The sequence below is a fragment of the Aurantimicrobium photophilum genome, from assembly GCF_003194085.1.
In the GTDB taxonomy this organism is placed as follows: domain Bacteria; phylum Actinomycetota; class Actinomycetes; order Actinomycetales; family Microbacteriaceae; genus Aurantimicrobium; species Aurantimicrobium photophilum.
Genome location: NZ_CP023994.1, coordinates 1,164,307 through 1,179,517 on the forward strand (window position 1 = coordinate 1,164,307; position 15,211 = coordinate 1,179,517).

The following is a 15,211-nucleotide window of genomic DNA, read 5'->3' on the forward strand; positions in this document are numbered from 1 at the left end:
GCCCCACAACAAGTAAGGAACTAGGCCGTCAGCCCTAGTTCATCCATTCGGCGCGAGTGCGCTGCAATGAGGTCTGTGAAGACAGGCTCAATGCGCTGTTCGTCGTCTGCACGGTTGTCTGACATGTGCAGGGCAGAGCGCGCAACAAGTTGAGTGTCGCCCACGAGGCGACGCCCCCACACAGCCAGGCGTGACGCCAAGGTGGGATCTGCTTCGATGCCTTCCTTGAGCAAAGCAACGATTACTTCTGCAGAACGATCTGTTTCCAACAAGATCTCTACGCGGCCAGCAAGTGCCTTAGGCAGGCTGGGCACCAAACGAACAAAGAAGTCATCCAAGAAACCTGCGGTGAGGTAAACACCGAGAAGCATTTCATACCAGTTGCGTCCACCAGTGAGCTCTTCAAACTTGTCAATTGCTGGAGCAAAAGGTGCCATCTCCTCGGCTGGATCCACCTTCTTCTTGCGAAGCTCGGCTACGAGGCCATGGTGTTTAGCGAGAACTTCACCAGCTGCCGCGCTCAAACCTTCTTTGGCAGCGAGGGTGGGGGCAGCGGTGACAGCGCGCGTCAGTGATTCAAAGACAGCGAGCTCGAAGTAGGCAACCTGCGCCAAGAACGGCACAACATCAGGAGACATGTCCTTGAGGTCAACCTTGTCTTCGCGTTCAACCTTCTCTTGACGAGGTTTGAGGGTAGGCGCAACGACTCTGCGCTTGCGCATGCCAAACCAAGAAAAGACCACGTATCAAGCCTATGCCTAAACCGGCATACGAGCGAGGCGAGATAGGCTTGTTACGTCGCTACCGGCAACGGATCGGTAGCCCTACGCCTGTGTGACGAATGAAAAGGCGTAGAACCTTTTTACACGACAGGCACCTACGTGACTTTTGCAGATTTAAATATCGACGCTGACATTGTTGAAGCGTTGGCTTCTAAGGGAATTCTTGAACCCTTCCCCATTCAAGAGCAGACCATCCCTCTTGCTTTGGGCGGTCAGGACATCATCGGACAGGCCAAAACCGGTACTGGTAAGACTTTCGGCTTTGGTTTGCCCATCATTCAGCGCCTCGGAACCAACCCCGGCCCCGGTGTGAAGGTGCTTGTTGTTGTGCCCACCCGTGAACTGTGCGTTCAGGTTGCCGAAGACATGGAACTAGCCACTTCCAACCGTGAGACCAAGGTTGTCTCCATCTATGGTGGCAAGTCCTACGAAGGCCAGGTAGAGCAGCTCAAGGCTGGGGCTCAGATCGTCGTCGGAACCCCCGGTCGACTCCTTGACCTCGCTAACCAGCGCTTACTTTCTCTTTCTGAGATCGAAGAAATCGTTCTCGATGAGGCAGACAAGATGCTCGACCTCGGCTTCTTAGCTGACATTGAGAAGATCTTCTCGCAGACTCCTCCCAAGCGTCACACCATGCTGTTCTCAGCAACCATGCCTGGCCCCATCGTGGCGCTGGCTCGTCGCTTCATGAACAACCCCATCCACATTCGTGCCACCGACCCAGATGAAGGTCTTACTCAGGCCAACATCAAGCACCTGGTGTACCGCGCCCACAACATGGATAAGGACGAGGTCATTGCTCGTATTCTCCAGGCTGAAGGCCGCGGCAAGACCGTCATCTTTACCCGCACCAAGCGTGCAGCGTCACGCCTGGTGGAAGAGCTCACCGACCGCGGCTTCCCTGCTGTTGCCGTGCACGGTGACCTCAACCAGGAACAGCGCGAACGTGGCATGGCCCAGTTCAAGTCGGGCAAGAAGGAAATCCTCATTGCAACTGACGTTGCTGCTCGCGGTATCGATGTTGATGACGTGACCCACGTGATCAACCACACCATCCCTGACGAAGACCAGACCTACCTGCACCGCGCGGGTCGTACCGGCCGTGCCGGTAAGACCGGTATCGCGGTGACCTTCGTGGACTGGGAAGACCTGCACAAGTGGGCCTTGATTAACAAGGCTCTCGAGTTCGGTCAGCCAGAACCCACCGAGACCTACTCGTCATCCCCTCACCTCTTCACCGACCTGAACATCCCCACCGATGCCAAGGGTCGCCTCAAGTCCACTCCTCCCACCAAGACCGCCGAAGGTCACACCGGTCGTCAGCGCGAGGGTGAAAAGCGTGAAGGTTCTGGCGATCGTAACCGCCGTCGCACCAACAACCCACCCAAGCACGTCAGCCCCGAGGGCACCCATGGCGTTGCCGGTGGAGCACACGATGGTCGCGGAGACGAACACCACGACGGGAACAACCCGTCGCGCACCCGCACCCGTAACCGTCGTCGCGGTCCAGGTCTCGGCGGAGCATAAGTAGTTTCTCCATGAACATCGGAGTGGCTGAAGTAGAGCTGTTGGTGCGGGTTATTCCGCTCGCCATCGGCGCTTCGTTCACTCCGTCACTTCTCGGCCTCCAGCTTCTTTCCACCAGTTCGTCGAAGTGGATTAGGCGCAGCATTGCGGTGGCTACCGGTTCCGGTAGTGCCTTCTTGCTGGCGTGTATTTTGCTGACGGCAGGTTTCGCATCTTTGCCCAAACCAGCACCTCACTCACCCGACATTATTGGTGGGATTGTCTGGTCCACGGCAGCTGTGGTGCTGACTGGTATTGCTGTGTGGCTGTTTATTCCTCACCCCGACCTTGCCAAGAAAGCTGAGCAGGGACTAACTAGTCGCATTGCAAAAGCAAAGACAGTCACTTTCTTTGCTTTCGCTTTTGCCTTGAGTATTAAAGACATCACCAGCTTTGCCATGTTGGTGCCCGCTATTCACGATGTGACAGCAGCGGATGTTCCCTGGTGGCTGCAGTTGCCCACCGTGTTACTTGTCTACATCGTGGCGATGGTGCCTGTGCTGCTGCCACCGCTGTGGCGTTTGTTCCGCGGCGAAAAGGGCAATGTTCAGCTCACGAATCTGTTTCGCTTCACCATGGATCACCAGTTCCAAATCTTGGGCGTCATTGCAGCCATCTTTGCCATCTATTGCGCATTGATTGCTATTGGACCCAATCAATTTGCTCTGATCAGCTGGTAGAACTGAAACATGTTCTCTGCACAGTTCATCTTCAAACCCGGCACCTACGACGACGAGTTCTACCGTCTCGACGACGCCATTGAAGAATTCGTTCAGGCGATGCCTGGCTATCTTGGTGTTGAGCGCTGGCTGGCTCCAGAAGGTGGCGTGAAGAACTCCATTTACTACTTCGCCGATAAAGAGACTCTGAAAGAGTTCTCGCGCTTTCCCGATCACCTCAGCGCGAAGGCCGGTGTTCAGCGCTGGTATGACGGCTACCAAGTAGTCATTTCAGAGGTCGTTGCCGCCTATGGTGATGGCAAAATACCCAGCATTGCCTCTGCCGTGAAGGGCAAAGGCACCTTCTACGCCGGATAACTGGGCGAAGCGCCTGTTCCCTGCTCAATGATCTTGGCGAGCATCTCAGGAGCGGTCGTGTTCTCACCTGGCTGGTTAGGTTTACCCGTGCCGTGATAGTCACTTGACCCAGTCATGATCAGCCCGCGTTCGACACAGATTTCGCGCAGGATGGTCTTGCCAGGCTCCATGTTTTCTCTGTGCTCAATTTCATAGCCACCAAGACCTGCCTCGATCAATCGATCAATGTATTCCATCGGTGCCACGCGTCCCCTGGTGGTGGGGTGAGCCATTACCGGAACGCCACCGGCAGCTCGAATGAGCTTCACGGCAGAGACGGGATCTAAGGCGTATTGCGAGACGTAATAGGGGCCATTCTTGGACAAGATGCCATCAAAAGCCTCACTACGTTCACCAATAATGCCCTGCGCAACGAGAGCATCTGCCAGGTGAGGGCGCCCCAGTGATTTACCTGAGGCAGCAACCTGCTCCATCACATGCTCCCAGGTGATGTCATAGTCAGCGCTAACGTTCTCCGTCATCTGACGAAGACGGTTCTCGCGGTCATTTTGAAGTTTGTCCAGTTCCTCAGCAAGTGGAGCGTAGTTGGGATCAATCAGATACGCCAGGATGTGGATGCTGCCATGTTCAATGCGCGAGCTGAACTCCATACCGGGGATAAATGACATCCCTAGGCGCAGGCACTCTTCCCGGGCTTCATCCCAGCCCGCTGCGGTGTCGTGGTCAGTGAGAGCCATGGTGCGAACACCGGCAGCATGTGCTTCACGGACAACATCGGTAGGAGATCCGGTGCCATCGGAGACATTGCTGTGGAGGTGAAGGTCAATTGGACCCTGGGCTCTCAAGAATGCTTCCACCCTTTCACTCTATGCCCGGCTGGGGACAACTCCTACTTTCTGCTCCCAGCAGTGACAGACTGGAAGCATGAACGCTGAGGAAGCCATCCACGAGGTCCCTAAAGGCACAGAGAACCGCTCAACAACTCCTGGATCTGACACCTTCAAGCACTACATCTCCAGCCAGTGGGCTGACCGTGCTGAAGAGATTCCCGCACCTCGCGAACAGGCCTCCTATGCCGCAGCACGTCGTGCTGAACTGAGCAAGAAATATCCAGGCAAGCGTCTGGTCATTCCTGCTGGCGCTATGAAACGCCGCAGCAATGACACCTTTTATGCCTTCCGGGCTGATTCGGCCTTTAGCTGGCTGACCGGCTGGGGTTCCGACAGTGAACCTGATTCAGTGCTGGTGATGGAACCAACTGCTTCAGGTCACGAGGCGACCTTGTATTTCCGCGAGCGCGCTGGTCGCGACTCCGACGAGTTTTATGCCAATAGCGACATTGGTGAGTTCTGGATTGGTCCCCGCCCTTCCCTTGCGCAGGTTGCGGGCGATCTCGGTATTGCCACCCGTCACCTTGATGAGCTTCCTGTCAAAGATGCCGAGGTGACGGACCTTCCTCAAGATCTCGCTCAAGATCTCTCTGAAATGCGCTTAGTCAAGGACGAGTTTGAAATCAACGAGATGCGGGAAGCAGTTGCCTCCAGCATCCGCGGATTCGCGGACATCGCTCGTGTGCTGCCTGCGATAGCTGGCAACAAGCGAGGCGAGCGCCTTGTTGAAGGTGCCTTTGCTTCACGCGCACGCCTAGAAGGTAATGGTGTGGGCTATGGAACCATCGCTGCCAGCGGCGCTCACGCCTGCATTCTGCACTGGGTGACCAATGATGGTGTGGTCAACAACGGCGACCTCATCTTGATTGATGCTGGTGTGGAGCGAGACAGCTACTACACCGCAGATGTCACCCGCACCCTGCCCGTGAATGGCACCTTCACCCCGATTCAGCGCAAGGTGTACGAAGCTGTGCGCGAAGCAGCAGATGCTGCCTTCGCCATAGTGAAGCCCGGCATCACGTTCCGTGACGTACACAACACCGCCATGGGTGTCATTGCGAAAAAGACGGCCGAGTGGGGCCTGCTCCCCGTGACGGCAGAAGAAGCACTTCTTCCCGAGAATGGTCACCACCGCCGCTACATGGTCCATGGCACCAGTCATCACCTAGGTATTGATGTGCATGACTGTGCCCAGGCACGTCGTGAAATGTATATGGACGGCATTGTCAAAGAGGGCATGATCTTCACGATTGAGCCCGGGCTCTACTTCCAGCCAGATGACCTGACCGTTCCCGAGGAATACCGCGGCATAGGCGTGCGCATCGAGGATGACATCCTGGTCACTGCCACCGGTGCAGAGAACCTCACCATTGCTTTGCCTCGCACCGCTGATGACGTGGAGGCATGGCTTGCACCCCATGCCGCTGCTGCAAAGGCACAGAAGGCAGCTCAGATCAAAGCTGACGCCCTAGCCAAGAAAAAGAGGAAGTAGCCATGACCCAGCGCGGTGTCGGTAGTTGGATTGTCATTGCGCTGTTTACGGTCAGTGGCGTTCTGCACCTGGTCACCCCTGGTGGTTTCTTGTGGCTCATGCCACCAGAACTCGGTGAGACTACGAATCTTGCTCTGGTTTATGTCTCCGGTGTCGTGGAGCTGGCGTGTGTTCTTGGACTGCTCAAACGCTGGAGCTGGGCACCTGTGCTGACGGTTCTCACCTTGTTGGCGGTGTGGCCTGCCAATATTTGGTATGCCTTTGATCAACTGGGCTCTGACAGCACCGTGCTAACGGTGATTGCCTGGGTCCGTATTCCTCTGCAGCTTCCCTTGCTGTGGTGGGCGTGGAAATCCCCGACGAGAACTATCCTTCGGTCGAAGTAATTAACTCTGCTGTGCGGGCCAGCACGTCTCGGCACACCACAATGGCCGGGCTCTTGGCGCTGGCACGACGAGCTGCGGTAAACACTGTCCTTCGAGGGTTACCAGGCAGGTCAATGAGCTCCACGGTCACAGGCCTACCCACCCAGGCCAGACCCGTCAGCAGGGCCACGGCATTACCTGACTCCACAAGGCGAATGTGAGCCTGAATATCTGCCGTTTCGAATTGCACATCGGGTTCAAACCCAGCCTGTCGACAAGCCTGCTCAGCCCAATGTCGTGAAGCCGTTCCCCGCGGTTCCATGACCCAAGGCAGACCAGCAGTGTCAGCCAAGGACTTGATGTTGTGTTCAGTAACGAGCTTCTTTGAGACGCCTAAGCGAATGGGGTCGGTTGTGAGATCCACCCGGTCCAGCTCGGGATGACGCGGTGCGGCATGGCCTGGATATTGCTCGGCAATAACCAAATCAAAGTCACGCGTCCATGTGGCATGCAGGGCAGCTTCAGGTTCTTGCTGGGTTACTTCCAGCCGCATCTCTGGGTATTCGCTCCGAACTAGAGTCAACGCGTCAGGAAGAAGCGCAAGCGCTGCTGATTGGAATACCGCCAAACGCACTAAACCAGCTGGACGCTCGAGTGAAGTCGTGACTTCTGCCTCCGCCTGTTCCAGCACTTCGAGAACGGTTGAGGTGTGGGCAACCAGAATCTCAGCTTGTGGGGTCAGCGTAACCCGGCGCCCAGACTTTCGAAGTAGGGGAACTCCCACTTCTTTCTCGAGAAGTGCCAGCTGCTGCGAGACAGCAGAAGGGCTGTAATTCAGTGCTTCTGCCACCTCAGCGAGGGTGCCACGAAGCTTGACTTCACGCAGAAGACGGAGTCGTCTGAGGTCGAGCATGGCACTCCTTAAAAGGTTAAGTAATTCTAATGAGTATTAGTAACTAATGTGCGCTTTATCTTAAGTCTTTTGGGCACCAGACTAAGAACATGACCGCAGATGCTCTCTCGCCTGAACTTGCCCAAGATTCCATTGCATTGGTTCGCAAATGGTTGACCGAAGCACAAGGATTCCCCGTTGACTCCAGCGCCGTCATGCTGGCCGGTGTGCTCAAGGATCCCAACGGTCTTGCCTTCACCGTGGGCTTCGTTGATGGTGTGGTTCGCCCCGAAGACTTGCGTGTTGCTGCGCGTAATTTGAAGGAGCTTGCTCCTAAGGTTCCAGCGTTCCTGCCCTGGTATATGCGCGCTGCAGTGCGCGTGGGTGGGCTCGTTGCGCCGATTCTTCCTGGTGTAGTTATCCCCATTTCTCGCAAGGTGCTGCGCAACATGGTGGGCCACCTCATCGTGGACGCCACCGATGCCAAGCTCAGTGGTGCAATCGCCAAGCTCCGCAAGCCCGGTGTTCGCCTCAACGTCAACCTGCTCGGTGAAGCAGTTCTCGGCGAGCGCGAAGCTGCTCGCCGCCTCGAAGGAACTCGTGCCCTTCTCGCTCGTGATGATGTCGACTATGTCTCCATCAAGGTGTCTTCCACTGTTGCTCCTCACTCTGCCTGGGCATTTGAGCAGGATGTGGAGCACGTCGTGGAGCGATTGCTTCCGCTGTTCCACTTGGCTGCCGAGAGCCCCACTCCCAAGTTCATCAACTTGGACATGGAAGAGTTCAAGGACCTCGACATCACCATTGCAGTGTTCACCCGCATCTTGGATCGACCAGAGCTACTCAACCTGGAAGCTGGCATCGTGCTCCAGGCCTACCTGCCTGACGCACTTGCTGCCATGATGCAGCTTCAGGAATGGTCTGCTGCTCGCCGCGCACGCGGTGGTGCAGGTATCAAGGTTCGCGTGGTGAAGGGCGCCAACCTGCCCATGGAACGCGTCGAGGCTGCACTGCACGACTGGCCACTTGCTACCTGGCACACCAAGCAGGACAGCGACACCAACTACAAGCGCGTGATCAACTACGCCCTGCACCCTGACCGCATTGGCAACGTCCGCATCGGTGTTGCCGGTCACAACCTCTTTGACGTGGCCTATGCCTGGCTTCTTGCCGGCAAGCGCGGCGTTCAGTCCGGAATTGAATTCGAAATGCTCCTCGGTATGGCCCAGGGTCAGGCCGAAGCCGTCAAGAAGGACGTGGGCGGACTTCTGCTCTACACACCCGTGGTTCACCCAGCAGAGTTCGATGTGGCAATTGCCTACCTGATCCGACGCCTCGAAGAAGGCGCGTCTCAGGACAACTTCATGTCGGCGGTGTTTGAACTCTCCGCGAATGAAGCACTGTTCGAACGTGAGCAGACTCGTTTCTTGAACTCACTTGCCGAGCTCGATGACACGGTCCCTGCTTCTCACCGCGTGCAGGACCGCACCAAGCCAGCCAAGCCCATGCCTACCGACCGTTTCGAGAACGCAGCAGACACTGACCCTGCGATTGCGGCGAACCGCGCCTGGGGCGATGGCATCCTTTCTCGCATTGCCACCTCACAGCTGGGCAATGACACCGTGGCCACCCACACTGTCAATACCGAAGCTGAACTCGAGGCTGTCTTTGCCACCGCAACCGGTTCTGGTTCATCGTGGCGCACACGTTCGCCAGAAGAGCGTGCTGAGATCCTTCACCGTGCCGGTGAAGTTCTCGAAGCACGCCGTGCCGAGCTGATGGAAGTAGCTGCCAGCGAAACCGGCAAGACGCTGGATCAGTCTGACCCCGAGGTCACCGAAGCTATCGACTTTGCTCACTACTACGCCGAGCAAGCCAAAAAGCTGGGTCGTATCTCTGGTGCTGAGTTTGTTCCTGCTGGCCTGACCGTGGTCACTCCGCCCTGGAACTTCCCCGTTGCGATCCCCGCAGGCTCAACTTTGGCTGCCCTGGCAGCAGGTTCACCTGTGATTATCAAGCCTGCTGCCCAGGCTCGTCGCTGTGGTGCGGTCATGGTGGAAGCACTCTGGGAGGCAGGTGTTCCTCGCGATGCTCTCCAGCTGGTCAACATTGGAGACCGCACCCTCGGCAGCAAGCTGGTCTCGGATCCTCGCGTTGACCGCGTGATCCTCACAGGTGGTTACGAAACAGCTGAGCTGTTCCGTTCACTACGTCATGACCTTCCTCTGCTGGCAGAGACCAGCGGTAAGAACGCCATCATTGTCACCCCCAGTGCTGACCTCGACCTGGCGGCCAAGGATGTCATTTACTCGGCCTTCGGTCACGCAGGCCAGAAGTGCTCTGCTGCCTCCCTGGTTGTTCTGGTTGGATCCGTAGCGACCTCGCAGCGCTTCCGCAACCAGCTCATCGACGGCGTCTCCAGCCTTAAGGTCGGCTACCCCCAGGATGCCACCACCCAGATGGGTCCCATCATTGAACCAGCGAAGGGCAAGCTGCTTTCTGCGCTCACCTCAGTGGGCAAGGGTGAAAAGTGGCTCGTTGAGCCCACACAGCTCGATGAAACCGGAAAGCTATGGTCTCCTGGTGTGCGCGACGGCGTGAAGGCCGGTAGCGAATACCACCTCACCGAATACTTCGGCCCTGTGCTCGGCATCATGACTGCCCGCACGCTTGAAGAAGCCATTGCATTGGTCAACGCCATTGACTACGGCCTCACTTCGGGCATCCACTCCCTGGATGCTGACGAAGTAGGCCTGTGGCTGGACACCATTCAGGCTGGAAACCTCTACGTCAACCGTGGCACTACCGGTGCCATTGTGCAGCGCCAGCCCTTCGGTGGATGGAAGAAGTCTGCTGTGGGTGCTGGCACAAAGGCAGGTGGCCCCAACTACCTCTTTGGTCTCGGGAACTGGGAAATTGCTGCCACAGCAGACATCGGCCAGGCTCCCATCTCCAAGCACGTGCTCACTCTTCTTGACGCCATCGAGCGTTCGGAGACACTCAATGGTGGCGAGCTGGCGTGGGTTCGCCAGGCTGCAAGCCTGGACCAGTTCTCGTGGTCAACTGAGTTTGGTCAGGCAATCGATGTGTCCCAGTTGGGTGTGGAGCGCAACGTCTTCCGTTACCGCTCGGTGCCTACCCAGATTCGCCTCATGGAAGCAGGCAACCCAGTTGAACTCTTCCGCGTGGTGCTGGCCGCCATGCGTGCAGAATCTAACTTCACCATCTCGGTACCTGCAAACCTTGGTGAGCGTTACCTCTGGGCACTGCAAGCCACCGGTATTCGCGTTGACCAGCGTTCAGACGGCTCCTGGCTTTCTAGCCTGAACGAGTTGGATCTAACCAATGCTCGCATCCGCCTGATTGGAGGCTCCGCAGCACAGGTCACCGCGGCAACCAACGGTCGCCCTGATGTGGCCGTCTATGCAGGTCCTGTGCTTCTGGCAGGCCGCATCGAAATGCTCCCCTTCTTGCGCGAGCAGGCTGTGAGCATCACCGCGCACCGCTTTGGAACCCCCAATCACCTCAGCGATGCCTTGATCTAAACAACACTGTTCACACACTGTTTGCGCCTCCACAAGGGGCGCAAACAGTGCTTAACGGGTAGGTTAGAGACGTGACTGGAACACGAGTATTTGTAGCGCGCCTGACAGGCAGCGGCGTTTTCGACCCCGCGGGTGACCGCCTGGGTCGTATTCGTGATGTCCTCGTGGTGTACCGCAAGGACAATGCTCCCCGAGTGGTTGGTCTGCTGGCAGAACTTCCCGGTAAGCGTCGTGTGTTTATCTCGATAGGTCGCGTCTCCAGCATTGGCAGCGGCCAGGTCATCACCACCGGTCCTATTTCTGACCGCAAGTTTGAACAGCGCGGTGGCGAAGTCCGCCTGCTGGCTGAATTCTTAGGCCGCAAGGTCACCTTCAACGACGGTTCCGGCGAAGCCGAAATCGAAGACGCTGCTATCGAAGAGACTGGTCCCGGCGAGTGGGCAATCTCTCAGCTCTTTGTTCGTCGCCCCCGCCAAGCTGGTGCTCCCTTCGCTAAGGGCCCCACTGCGCTTGTTCCCTGGTCACTGATTACCGAGAAGACCGAAGCGGGCGAACCACAGTCTGCCGAAGCCCTCATTGCGTCCTACTCTGAACTGCGCCCCGCTGACCTCGCCAACACTCTGCTGGATCTGCCTCAGGAGCGCATGCTCGAGGTTGCTGAAGAGCTTCCCGATGACCGTCTTGCTGACGTTCTCGAAGAGATGGACGAGAGCGACCAGATTGAGATCATGGCGCAGCTCGACGACGAGCGTGCTGCAGACGTCCTCGATGAGATGGAGCCCGATGACGCGGCCGACCTCATTGCTCAGCTTCCCGAAGAGCGTGGTGAACATCTCCTCGAGCTGATGGAGCCCGAGGAAGCCGATGACGTTCGTCTGCTGCTCAGCTTCGGTGCGGACACCGCCGGTGGTTTGATGACCCCTGAGCCCATCATTCTGTCTGCTGAGTCGACCGTTGCTGAAGGTCTGGCCATGATTCGCCGTAATGAGACTGCACCTGCCTTGGCAGCAGCAGTCTGCATTACGCTGCCTCCCTACGAATCCCCCACCGGACGCTTCTTGGGCATGGTGCACTTCCAGCGCATGCTGCGCTACCCACCCCACGAGCGCTTGGGTGCTCTCATTGACCCCGGTCTTGAGCCCATCTCGGTAGACACACCTGCCGCAGAGGTCTCTCGTATTCTTGCCAGCTACAACCTGGTTTCGGTTCCCGTTATTGACGAAAACCATCGCCTCGTCGGCGTGGTCACCGTCGATGACGTGCTCGACTACTTGCTCCCTGATGACTGGCGCAGTCACGACGACGAAGACACTCCTGCCTCGGCAGCGATGAGTAAACGTGCGCCGAAGAAGCGTCCCGCGAAGAAGAGTGCTGCTCCTGCAGCAAAGCCCGTAACCCGAGGAAGGAGGGGCTGACATGGCACGAAGCAACCGTCACGATGAAAGCTTCGACTCCCCCAAAGGTTTCAGCGCGCTGAACCCTCGACCATCGCGTTCTCGCGATCGCTTTGGTCGATTCACCGAAACCATTGCACGAGGCATGGGTACTCCCTGGTTCCTGCTCGGGCTCACCATCTTCGCTGTGGTGTGGATGTTGTTCAACACCTTTGCTCCCGAAGCATGGCGTTTTGACTCCTATGCAATCGGCTTCACGGCTTTGACCCTGATCTTGTCGTTGCAGGCGTCCTATGCAGCACCCATGATTCTGTTGGCTCAGAACCGCCAGGATGACCGCGACCGTGTTCAGTTTGAGCAGGACCGCCAGCGTGCTGAGCGCAACCTTGCTGACACCGAATACCTCGCCCGTGAGGTTGTTGCGCTGCGTCTGGCGATGAAAGACATGGCCACCAAAGACTTCATCAAGGCTGAACTGCGTGCCCTGCTCGAGGAACTCGAGAAGGACGAAGCACCTGCCAAGTCAGTGGCTAAGAAGCCTGCGGCTAAGGCACCTGCAAAGAAGCCCGCAACGCGTCCTGCCACTCGTTCTGCCAAGTAGCACGTGAGTACTCACACAGAGCTCGTTCGTGAGGCTGCGGGGGCAGTAATCGACCCCGAGCTTCGCCGCAGCCTGGGCGATCTCGGCATGATTGGTGGAGTTTCAACACACAACAACACGGCATCAGTTGAGGTTCGTCTCACTATTGCGGGCTGCCCTGCAGCACAGAAGATTGAAAGCGATGTTCGTGCTGCAGCACTGAGTGTCACCGGCATCGAGGAAGTCACTGTTGATGTTCAGGTGATGACTGCTGAGGAACGTGCTGAGCTGCTGGGACGACTTCGTCCCGGTGGACCAAAGCAGAACCCGTTTGGTCCTGGCACGCTCACGCGCGTTATTGCTGTCACCAGTGGCAAAGGTGGTGTGGGAAAGTCCACCATGACCGCGAATCTGGCAGCTGCTCTAGCTCAGCAAGGTTTCCGTGTCGGCATCCTTGATGCCGACGTCTATGGCTTCTCCATCCCCGCGCTGATGGGTCTTGCGCCAGATGGTGTGGCAGCAAAGCCCACACGCCTAGATGACATGATTGTGCCCCCGGTTGGCCACGACGTGAAGGTGATCAGCATTGGCATGTTTGTGGAGAACGCCAATGCCGCCGTGGCCTGGCGCGGACCCATGCTGCAACGCACCATCACCCAGTTCTTGACCGATGTCTACTTCGGTGACCTCGACTTCTTGTTGCTAGACCTGCCTCCTGGCACCGGTGATGTTGCTATCACTGTGGGCCAGCAGCTTCCCAACGCTGAAGTGCTCGTGGTCACCACGGGCCAGACTGCAGCAAGTGAGGTTGCTGTGCGGGCCGGCGTCGTGGCCCGCCAGACTGGCCAACGCATCTTGGGCGTGGTGGAGAATATGGGGCCTTTGGTCTTGCCAGATGGTTCAGCTCTCGCTCTCTTTGGTGAGGGCGGCGCAGAGACGGTTGCCAACGAACTGAGTATTGGTCAAGACAAGGCTGTCAAGGTTCTGGCCAAGATTCCATTGAGCCTAGGCCTGCGTGAAGGTGGCGATGAAGGAACCCCTATCGTGTTGTCTAACCCGGCAGATCCTGCAGCTCAGGCCATTACAGAACTGGCCCGCGTGATTGCTCACAGCGGGCCCAGTCGTGCAGGAATAAACCTCGGAATTACCCCGGCTTAGTCCCCGATGTAGCTCATCACGTGCTTGATGCGGGTGTAGTCATCAAAGCCGTAACCAGAGAGGTCCTTGCCGTATCCGGAGTGCTTGAATCCACCGTGAGGCATCTCAGCAACAATGGGGATGTGGGTGTTGATCCACACACAACCAAAGTCGAGCTTCTTTGCCATGCGCATTGCACGGCCGTGGTTCTGAGTCCACACAGAGGAAGCCAAGGCGTAGTTCACGTCGTTGGCCCAGGTCAATGCCTGTGCTTCATCGGTGAACTTCTGCACGGTCATGACCGGACCAAAGATCTCATTCTGAATAACCTCATCTGTTTGCTTGAGGCCAGAAATAATCGTTGCTTCGTGGAAGTAACCCGTGTTGCCTTGACGCTTGCCACCAAGTTCGATGGTGGCGTTATCGGGCAGGCGCTCAATAAAGCCCTGGACCTGTGCCAGCTGGTTCACGTTGTTGACGGGACCAAACATGGTGTTGGCATCCAGTGGTGAACCAGTGATGGCATTCGCACGGGCATACTTGACGAGCTCTGCCATGAATTCGTCATAGATGCCTTCTTGCACGAGCAAACGCGTTGCTGCAGTGCAGTCCTGGCCGGCGTTGAAGTAACCCGCACCGACAATGCCTTCGACAGCAGAGGGAATATCTGCATCGTCAAAGACGATGACGGGGGCCTTGCCGCCAAGTTCCAGGTGGACGCGCTTGAGGTCAGTGGCAGCACTCTTGGCCACTTCCATACCGGCACGCACAGAACCGGTGATGGAGATCATCTGTGGAGTCTTGTTCTCCACCATTGCTTTACCGGTGTCGCGGTTACCCATCACGGCGTTGAAGACACCGGCGGGCAGGAACTCTGATGCCATCTCAGCCAACAGCATGGTCGAAGCAGGGGTGGTGTCGGAGGGCTTCAGCACAATCGTGTTACCCGCAGCAATTGCAGGAGCGAACTTCCACACCGCCATGTTGAGCGGGTAGTTCCAGGGGGTGACCTGTCCGATCACACCAATAGGTTCGCGGCGAATCATGGACGTGTGATCGGCCATGTATTCGCCTGCAGACTTGCCTTCGAGGTGGCGAGCAGCGGTAGCAAAGAAACGAATCTGGTCCACCGAGGGCATGATTTCGTATTCCACGAGCGTCTCGAGTGGCTTACCGGTGTCCTTGGACTCCACCTCTGCAAACTCACGCGCACGGGATTCCATGGCATCTGCAATACGGAAGAGAGCAAGAGAGCGCTCGCTGGGGGTGGTCTCACCCCAGGCTTCGAATGCTGTTGCCGCGGCGCCATAGGCGTCGGCAACATCCTTCTCACTAGAGACAGGGCTGGTGGCATAGACCTCTTCGGTGGTGGGGTCGAGGATGTCCAGACGCTCGTCTGTGGTGGATTCGACAAACTGGCCGTTGATGAAGTTCTTCAATGCGTGAGTACTCATGAACCCAGCATAAGGCGAAAACCGATAGTAAAAGAAGGGTAATTCTGAGGATTTCGTAGTTTTATCCACATAAATGT

Annotated in this window: 13 protein-coding genes; 9 read left to right on the forward strand and 4 right to left on the reverse strand. The window is 57.2% G+C overall.

From position 1 onward, the window contains the following. Nucleotides 1-20: 20 nt before the first annotated feature. The gene (locus tag AURMO_RS05785; RefSeq protein ID WP_239406804.1) at nt 21-743 is read right to left on the reverse strand and encodes a ferritin-like fold-containing protein; all 723 of its coding nucleotides are present in this window, start codon (nt 741-743) and stop codon (nt 21-23) included. Between the two features lie 138 nt (nt 744-881). On the opposite strand from AURMO_RS05785, the gene AURMO_RS05790 reads away from it, so the two are divergent. The 3 genes from AURMO_RS05790 to AURMO_RS05800 are packed head-to-tail and all read left to right on the forward strand — an operon-like array spanning nt 882 to nt 3,385. Next, nucleotides 882-2,309: a DEAD/DEAH box helicase gene (locus tag AURMO_RS05790; RefSeq protein WP_110233933.1), complete on the forward strand. Its 1,428-nt coding sequence runs from the start codon at nt 882-884 to the stop codon at nt 2,307-2,309. 11 nt (nt 2,310-2,320) lie between these two features. Then, complete coding sequence (locus tag AURMO_RS05795) at nt 2,321-3,028, forward strand: GAP family protein (RefSeq protein ID WP_110233934.1); 708 nt, start codon at nt 2,321-2,323, stop codon at nt 3,026-3,028. A gap of 9 nt (nt 3,029-3,037) precedes the next feature. After that, entirely contained in the window at nt 3,038-3,385 is a 348-nt protein-coding gene (locus tag AURMO_RS05800; RefSeq protein ID WP_110233936.1) for an antibiotic biosynthesis monooxygenase family protein, read from the forward strand. On the opposite strand, the gene AURMO_RS05805 is transcribed toward AURMO_RS05800, so the two are convergent. After that, the gene (locus AURMO_RS05805; RefSeq protein WP_110233938.1) at nt 3,373-4,242 is read right to left on the reverse strand and encodes a PHP domain-containing protein; all 870 of its coding nucleotides are present in this window, start codon (nt 4,240-4,242) and stop codon (nt 3,373-3,375) included. The two genes, AURMO_RS05800 and AURMO_RS05805, sit on opposite strands and share 13 nt — an antisense overlap. A gap of 67 nt (nt 4,243-4,309) precedes the next feature. On the opposite strand from AURMO_RS05805, the gene AURMO_RS05810 reads away from it, so the two are divergent. Next, complete coding sequence (locus AURMO_RS05810) at nt 4,310-5,767, forward strand: aminopeptidase P family protein (protein WP_110233941.1); 1,458 nt, start codon at nt 4,310-4,312, stop codon at nt 5,765-5,767. A gap of 2 nt (nt 5,768-5,769) precedes the next feature. Next, nucleotides 5,770-6,153, forward strand: coding sequence for a DoxX family protein (locus AURMO_RS05815; RefSeq protein WP_110233944.1), 384 nt, complete (start codon nt 5,770-5,772; stop codon nt 6,151-6,153). Here AURMO_RS05815 and AURMO_RS05820 read toward each other — a convergent pair. After that, nucleotides 6,134-7,045, reverse strand: coding sequence for a LysR family transcriptional regulator (locus AURMO_RS05820; protein ID WP_110233946.1), 912 nt, complete (start codon nt 7,043-7,045; stop codon nt 6,134-6,136). The two genes, AURMO_RS05815 and AURMO_RS05820, sit on opposite strands and share 20 nt — an antisense overlap. An 89-nt stretch (nt 7,046-7,134) precedes the next feature. Between AURMO_RS05820 and AURMO_RS05825 the strand changes: the two genes are divergently transcribed. The 4 genes from AURMO_RS05825 (at nt 7,135) to AURMO_RS05840 (ending at nt 13,701) form a co-directional block, all read left to right on the forward strand. Continuing rightward, nucleotides 7,135-10,569, forward strand: coding sequence for a bifunctional proline dehydrogenase/L-glutamate gamma-semialdehyde dehydrogenase (locus AURMO_RS05825; protein ID WP_110233948.1), 3,435 nt, complete (start codon nt 7,135-7,137; stop codon nt 10,567-10,569). 71 nt (nt 10,570-10,640) lie between these two features. Beyond that, nucleotides 10,641-11,984, forward strand: coding sequence for a magnesium transporter MgtE N-terminal domain-containing protein (locus tag AURMO_RS05830; RefSeq protein WP_110233950.1), 1,344 nt, complete (start codon nt 10,641-10,643; stop codon nt 11,982-11,984). Nucleotide 11,985: 1 nt separating this feature from the next. Beyond that, nucleotides 11,986-12,564: a DUF1003 domain-containing protein gene (locus AURMO_RS05835; protein ID WP_110233952.1), complete on the forward strand. Its 579-nt coding sequence runs from the start codon at nt 11,986-11,988 to the stop codon at nt 12,562-12,564. Between the two features lie 3 nt (nt 12,565-12,567). Then, entirely contained in the window at nt 12,568-13,701 is a 1,134-nt protein-coding gene (locus tag AURMO_RS05840) for a P-loop NTPase (protein ID WP_110233953.1), read from the forward strand. On the opposite strand, the gene AURMO_RS05845 is transcribed toward AURMO_RS05840, so the two are convergent. Then, the gene (locus AURMO_RS05845) at nt 13,698-15,134 is read right to left on the reverse strand and encodes a gamma-aminobutyraldehyde dehydrogenase (RefSeq protein ID WP_110233955.1); all 1,437 of its coding nucleotides are present in this window, start codon (nt 15,132-15,134) and stop codon (nt 13,698-13,700) included. The genes AURMO_RS05840 and AURMO_RS05845 overlap by 4 nt on opposite strands. Nucleotides 15,135-15,211: the final 77 nt, after the last annotated feature.

Bases quoted from the DNA above. Each gene is read 5' to 3' on its own strand.
- AURMO_RS05795 (WP_110233934.1), top strand. From the start codon at position 2,321: ATGAACATCGGAGTGGCTGAAGTAGAGCTGTTGGTGCGGGTTATTCCG.
- AURMO_RS05800 (WP_110233936.1), top strand. From the start codon at position 3,038: ATGTTCTCTGCACAGTTCATCTTCAAACCCGGCACCTACGACGACGAG.
- AURMO_RS05810 (WP_110233941.1), top strand. From the start codon at position 4,310: ATGAACGCTGAGGAAGCCATCCACGAGGTCCCTAAAGGCACAGAGAAC.
- AURMO_RS05815 (WP_110233944.1), top strand. From the start codon at position 5,770: ATGACCCAGCGCGGTGTCGGTAGTTGGATTGTCATTGCGCTGTTTACG.
- AURMO_RS05820 (WP_110233946.1), bottom strand. From the start codon at position 7,045: ATGCTCGACCTCAGACGACTCCGTCTTCTGCGTGAAGTCAAGCTTCGT.
- AURMO_RS05825 (WP_110233948.1), top strand. From the start codon at position 7,135: ATGACCGCAGATGCTCTCTCGCCTGAACTTGCCCAAGATTCCATTGCA.
- AURMO_RS05835 (WP_110233952.1), top strand. From the start codon at position 11,986: ATGGCACGAAGCAACCGTCACGATGAAAGCTTCGACTCCCCCAAAGGT.
- AURMO_RS05845 (WP_110233955.1), bottom strand. From the start codon at position 15,134: ATGAGTACTCACGCATTGAAGAACTTCATCAACGGCCAGTTTGTCGAA.